Origin of the sequence: Ralstonia sp. 25mfcol4.1 (assembly GCF_900104095.1) — a bacterium.
In the GTDB taxonomy this organism is placed as follows: domain Bacteria; phylum Pseudomonadota; class Gammaproteobacteria; order Burkholderiales; family Burkholderiaceae; genus Cupriavidus.
In genome coordinates this window covers 1-6,411 of the sequence record NZ_FNJO01000037.1, presented here as the reverse complement: position 1 = coordinate 6,411, position 6,411 = coordinate 1, and the positions used below count along the sequence as shown (strand labels likewise).

The 6,411-nt window shown below is 57.5% G+C and carries 4 protein-coding genes; 3 read left to right on the top strand and 1 reads right to left on the bottom strand.

All coding sequences use genetic code 11. The features are described 5' to 3' along the window. The coding region (locus BLQ58_RS28555) for a helix-turn-helix domain-containing protein (RefSeq protein ID WP_139186200.1) at window positions 1-382 on the bottom strand (382 nt) is incomplete at its 3' end. Between the two features lie 1,240 nt (window positions 383-1,622). Between BLQ58_RS28555 and BLQ58_RS28550 the strand changes: the two genes are divergently transcribed. The 3 genes from BLQ58_RS28550 (at window position 1,623) to BLQ58_RS28540 (ending at window position 6,383) form a co-directional block, all read left to right on the top strand. After that, the gene (locus tag BLQ58_RS28550; protein ID WP_092603805.1) at window positions 1,623-2,486 is read left to right on the top strand and encodes a hypothetical protein; all 864 of its coding nucleotides are present in this window, start codon (window positions 1,623-1,625) and stop codon (window positions 2,484-2,486) included. An 8-nt stretch (window positions 2,487-2,494) separates the two neighbouring features. After that, window positions 2,495-4,657, top strand: a complete 2,163-nt coding sequence (locus BLQ58_RS28545) for a leucine-rich repeat domain-containing protein (protein WP_092603803.1) — start codon at window positions 2,495-2,497, stop codon at window positions 4,655-4,657. A gap of 184 nt (window positions 4,658-4,841) precedes the next feature. Continuing rightward, window positions 4,842-6,383 (top strand): IS3 family transposase, encoded by a 1,542-nt coding sequence (locus BLQ58_RS28540; protein ID WP_092602868.1) that lies wholly within the window; start codon window positions 4,842-4,844, stop codon window positions 6,381-6,383. The last annotated feature ends 28 nt before the right edge of the window (window positions 6,384-6,411 follow it).

The window sequence follows — 6,411 nt, the reverse complement described above, 5'->3', positions numbered from 1 at the left end:
CACCGCGCGGCGTGGCGTAGATCACGCAGTAGATCGTCTCGTGGGACACATGGAACTCCGGCTGGTGGGCATACATGCGCCGGAGTCTGCCTGCAATCTGTTGCGGTGAATAGCCCACGCGCAGCCATGCTCTCACCAGCTTCAGCAGCGCCGTGCCTGCTGCCAGCTTGCGCGGCCCACGTCGACGCCTTCTCAGCGCCATACCCTGCGCGCTCGCAGCATCGTATGACCGATGACTTCCGGCCCGGGCAACCTCGTGTGAGACAGTCGACGGACTTCGCCCCACCACTCTCGCGATCTGACGCAGGCTGCACCCCTCGTTTAGTAGGCGATGAATCCAGTTACGCTCTTCGATACCCAGTTGACTGTAGCTTTGTCCCATCCCAACACCCTAACATCAGGGTGTTGCACTTCATTCTAGAGACCGCCCTGGCAATTCTGAACGAACCCTTGGGCATATCCGTCTCGCCTTAAAAAGGGCTGCCCACGCATCAGCCACTGTCGAGAAAATAGTGCCTTAGGTTCGGCGACTGCTTTTGCTGTCCAGTAGTCGCGAAACCGCTTCGACGATGTCTGATGGAAGGCAAGGCTTTTCAAAGACGACGTCAAACAGGCGTGGATAGCGACGGCCGATCGCTGCCTGAGCAGCAGTCAAAAGAGCAGCTTAACTGCGTCGTAGGGAGTGCTGCGGCCTTTGGGGTACGGGTCTCCGGTTGACTCACGTCGGCCGGCCTGGATTGGAGCACGTCAGTACCATAGTCCCAGGTGCGAGAATTGGCATCAAGGTCAGCGAGTGCGAGTCACCCTGAACCGTCAGGTCGGTTGACGTTTCGTCAAATCTGGCTGGCCGAACCGTGACAGGGTTCCCGCCGGGGCCGGCGACCGCCATCGCCGTCACGACATACGCCATGTCCTCCCAGATAAACACAGTGCCGACCGCAAACCCGCTCGACGGCGATGGGATGAGTAGATTCGTGTCGCTCAGTCTTGCAATGCGTGATGAGGCTGGGAACTGACCGACACCCGGCAACAACGTTGTCGTTACCTTCGCATTACCAACGTCGTTCGAAATAGTGTGTGGGTCGGTCGTCGTACCGCCAGGTGGCGGGGTCGTCCCGTCGTTTCCGCCGCCACCGCAGGCTGCCAAAGCGAAACCAGTGACAGCAAGAAGGATTAATTGCCTCATTCTCGATCTCCCCAGTGAGACGCAAGGGAAGCAGGCACGGCGAGCCCTGGGCGTTTCCCGATGATTCAGCTTAGAAACCTAGCAGATACTTTCTCATCACCAAAACTGGTGATGAGTGTGGGCGGGCGGACGCGAAACCCGCGCGCGCAGCTTGCCTCAGTCTGAGTTCAAAGGCATTCAGATCAGAGTTTCACCCTCGCAACAATTGAATCGGCAACGCGGGCCCAGCCGACAGCCGAACTGCCAACTTTGTAGAAATTGCTAGTCCTGAGGTTTACCTCACAAAAGCCGCCGCCTAGGATAGATGAATGACGCACCTTGGAAACCATCCAAGATGCCATCTGCACCACCATTTGCTTGGGCCCGCCGTTGGCGCGACGCCGCCCGCATTCCGCACCCCCTTGTTGACGCTCTGTTTGGATACCAAGGAGGCACCATGCCCGACCAACTCGATGACGACATGAATGTCATCAAAGACTACGCTCAGTCGATGGAGTCCTTCAAGACTCGATTGGTGATTGGCTACCTCAGCGCCCTGAGCAATGTCGAGAGTGTCTTCGACGCTCCGGCGCCGGAAGATACCAGAGTGGACATCTACAAGGTAATGGTGAAGACCGGCGTCAAGGTTATGGTGAAACAACTAGCGGATGCCATCAAGCGCGAGCACCAAGTGGACCTCACCCCCCTCGTGGCTCTGGGCGAAGCATTGGATAAGGCCATTGACGACGCCGCGAAGAATGCTCAAGCACTAACTGCAGCAGAATGGGTACAAGCCGTGCGCGCCGCGATAAGCGACCGGTTCACGCAAGCCCCATCGCCGGCCGAGTTGGAACAGGCCTTGAAGGACCAGTATCACGACCTTCCAGACGCAGACGCTAAAACGGACTTCATCGCGATGCTGCAAGAGGAAATCATCCTGATCGGGGACGCAAACGTTCCCACCACCAACAGCGTCGAGTTAGGAATCATCGTTGCCTGGATCAATGGGACTTTCGACGGCGACTGCATGGACGGCACGGGGAAGATTGACGTTCAGTTCAGCACCGATAACACCCTCCAGTCCGTCACGCTCAACACGCTATCCGCCGGGAAGCTTGCTCCCGTGCTGAATCGGATCGTGTCTGCGATGGAGTTCCAGAGCTTAATGGAAATGGACGTCGTTAAGCGTCTGTGTCGAGACGACCGTTGTATTTGCTTCGAGGGCAACAACGTCGTCAGGAAGCCCACAGACGATGCCGATGCGGAAGCCTTCCTGTCGTCGAATGACGCCTGGTCCTTGATTCGCAAGTTCGATGAATAGGTGCCGAGATGCCAAAGATCGACCAGGTCCGCCGCCTCAACTACAACGGTGAAGACATCGGGATGGGCTTCAACAGCGACAGCGGCCTGGCTGTCGGCACTGCACTGGATTTTGATCCCCCAGACGACCAGATTTCTCAGGAATCGATCGCCGACGTGACGATCGTGACGTCCCATGAAGAGTTGATGAGCAAATTGCATATGGCCGCTCAATTCGAGGGCCGCTACGGCACCGTGTCAGGCGGAGCCAAAGTCGATTTCTCGAACAACACCAAGTACAACAGTTCATCGACCTTCGTGGTCGCGCGCCTGGTCATCTCGAACTCCGTTTCGCGCGGGAGAAACTTCCGTGCGAAAGAGATTCCCACCGTACAGAACCTTCTCGCCCCGGGCCGCGCCGACGACTTCAAGACTGCGTTCGGCGACGGCTTTGTTCGGGCGCAATTCCGCGGCGGCGAGTTCTACGCCGTCATGCGGATTACGTCGGTGGATTCGAGCACGGAATCGAATCTGGCGGTAGCACTGCATGCCGAGGTACAAGGCGGCCCGGTCGGTGGCGCCGATTTCAAGGCCGAGATGCAAACCGCAAACAGCAACGCGAATTCCCGTTCCGAGTTTTCAGTACATTTTTACCAAAAAGGTGGCGCCGGCGCGAACGAGATCGGCACGACGATGGATGTCGACGAGATCAAGAAACGCCTGAAGGACTTTCCTGATGCCGTCAAGAATCATCCATATCCGTATTTCATTGAGGTCGCGACTTATGACACAGTCCCGCTTCCCATCGCCGGCGGGGAGGAGACGGAAGATTTCCTTCTCGCGCTGAAAGACGCTGAGCAAAAGAAGCTCAAGTACCTGCAACTGAAGAATGACTGCGAGTTCGCTGTCGAGCATCCCGAGTACTTTTCCGACTTGCCGGCAAAGGCTGTTCTGCAGAATGCTCAATCGGCCTACACGCAAATCGTCAACGGCGTCATCGCTCACGCCATCAAACTATCCAACGGTCAGTTGCGCCCGCCGACCCTGTTCGACCCTGCCAAACTCGACCCTCCAGTTGCCATTCCTGACATTACGCTGCGCAAGAAGGACCTGGGCTCCGAGGCGTCCATCGCGGAATGGTGGGTGGTCAAAGACAACGCCGATACCCTCAAGAACGACTTTGAGTTGATATCCGATATCGCCTTGGCGGCGGTAATGGATGTCAACGACTTCTATGACATCAAGGATCCGAACGGCGACCCCGTCGAAACGCTTCGAATGCAAGGTCGAGCACTGTCAAAGGTGGTGGCGTCATGGCAGGAATACTCCTGGGACCATCCGGGAATGCACCGCGCGGACCGAGGGAAGCTCAACTCCCTCGCCAAGCTTCAAAGCATGCTCCCGAAGGGCGTCAAGTCCTTGGACTTTCGGAAAAACGCCATCCAAAGCACCGCTGGCCTGGACGCCTTTCATACCCTTGCTTTCCTAGACCTCTCGCAGAACGCCATCAACGACGTCCAAGAGCTGGGGGCAATGCCCTTCCTTAAGACGCTAATCCTGGTGGATAACAAGGTCTCCGACATTTCTCCCCTGCGCAACTGCGTATCGTTGGAGACCGTCGATTTTTCTGGCAATGACATCAAGGACATCTCGCCACTCGCGGCCTGCAAACTGCTGACTGATCTCACGCTCAGCGGATCCATGACGGTTGTGAACGGGGTAGCCGGCAGGTCAGGCAATCCTCTGGAGAAGGCGGTCGGGCTTGCCGATGTCCCGGGCATCTCAAACCCGTTCCTCATTGGCCAGACGCTGGCAATCCGGTTCGGGCTCCTGGCTGACGGTCCGGATGCCCAGTTCGTTGGGACTGGGACGCGAATCGGTGAGTCACCTTCGTTTCGAGTCCATCTGACACGCGGCGCGGAGGTCATGGATGATGTATGGACGCTGCGGCGCGTCTTTCGGATGCGGACGATGGCTTCCGACTTGGCTTTCTTGCCTGGCATTACGCTGGGCGACCTGCCGTTGAGTGGGAAGTGCATCACGATTGCCAGCGAGCAGAACCCTAAGTTTTTCTGGCACTTCGGACATGTCGACCCTGACGACCCAGCCAAGGCGCATATTGACCTAACCAAGTACCCGTTGTTTGCGACGAAAATCAAGATTCGGACACTCGACGCTGTAGTCCAAGCCTAGAACGCCGCCGCCGACCGCCGGCGCAAGCTATCGTTTCAAGCACAGCACCACCCAACCCAAGAAGGAGAAGCGCACCGCCAAACAGCCCGCACCAAGCGACACCTGAGAGCCTTTTGGGGTGGGTCGGTTTTCGATGCAAATCGTGGGGGTGCGGCCGAAAACTTGGACTACCTGGAGGTAGTTCATGTACTCGTATGAAGACCGTCTGCAAGCGGTTCGGCTGTATTTGAAGTTAGGTAAGCGCATCGGAGCGACCATTCGACAGTTGGGATACCCGACGAAGAACGCCCTCAAAGCCTGGTATCGCGAGTACGAACAGTGCCATGATTTGCGGGCTGGCTATGTGCGTCTACGACAAAGGTATTCGGCCGAACACAGGCAGGCGGCCGTCGATCACTATCTAAGCCACGGGCGCTGTGCTGCTGCAACCCTGAGGGCGTTGGGATACCCGTGCCGGGCGACGCTGGCAGCCTGGATCGAAGAACTGCATCCCAGCATCGGAAAGCGCGTAGTCGGCAGAGTCGCTGGCAGCGCCCCGAAATCGCAGGAAGTGAAACGGGCAGCAGTCATCGAACTGTGCACCAGAGAGCAAAGCGCACGCGCGGTCGCTCAGAAGGCAGGCGTGAGCAGGCCAACACTGTATAACTGGAAGAACCAGCTACTCGGGCCAGAGGCTCCCGCATCCATGAAACGCCAAACCAAGCGCGCGCCGGACGAAGAGAGGGTGAAACTGGAGCAGCAGGTCGAATCCCTTCGACACGATATCCGGAAACTGCAGCTCGAACACGATATCCTCAAGAAGGCGAATGAACTGATAAAAAAAGAAGTGGGCGTCAACCCGCAGCTCCTGAGCAACCGGGAGAAGACGATGCTGGTTGACGCCCTGAACCAAACGTACGCGTTGCCGGAGCTGTTGGCAGCATTGGGGCTTGCTCGTAGCTCTTACTTCTATCACCGTGCACGCCTGCGCGTCGCTGACAAGTATGCAAGCGCACGTTGTGCTATCGCGAACATTTTTGAGGTCAACCACCGCTGCTATGGCTATCGGCGGATACGCGCGGCACTGGCGAGACAGCAAGTCTTCCTCTCGGAGAGGGTCGTGCGGCGCTTGATGAAGCAGGAAGGCCTTACGCTTGCTGTCACCAAGCGCCGTCGTTACGGCTCCTACCTCGGGGAGATAAGTCCTGCACCTGAGAACCTCATCAATCGCGATTTCCAGGCCGCTGCGCCCAATGAGAAGTGGCTCACCGACATTACCGAATTCCAGATTCCGGCAGGCAAGGTCTATCTGTCGCCGGTGATCGACTGCTTCGACGGGCTTGTCGTAAGCTGGGCTATCGGCACCCGGCCAGATGCTGAACTCGTCAATACCATGCTTGATGCTGCCATTGACTCTGTGGCCAACTGCGATGAAAGGCCTGTGGTTCACTCCGATCGCGGTGCGCACTATCGCTGGCCCGGATGGCTCTCACGGATGCGCGATGCCAAGCTCATTCGTTCGATGTCACGCAAAGGATGCTCGCCCGATAACGCAGCCTGTGAAGGTTTCTTTGGGCGACTGAAAACCGAGTTGTTCTATCCTCGTGACTGGCGGACAGCAACCATTGAGCAGTTCATCAAGGTCGTTGACTCTTACATCCGCTGGTACAACGCAAAGCGGATCAAGCTCTCCCTCGGCTTCCTGAGCCCGATCGAATACCGGGAGAGTCTCGGAATAGCGGCATAAAACAGTCCAAGATTCCTGCCGCACCCCC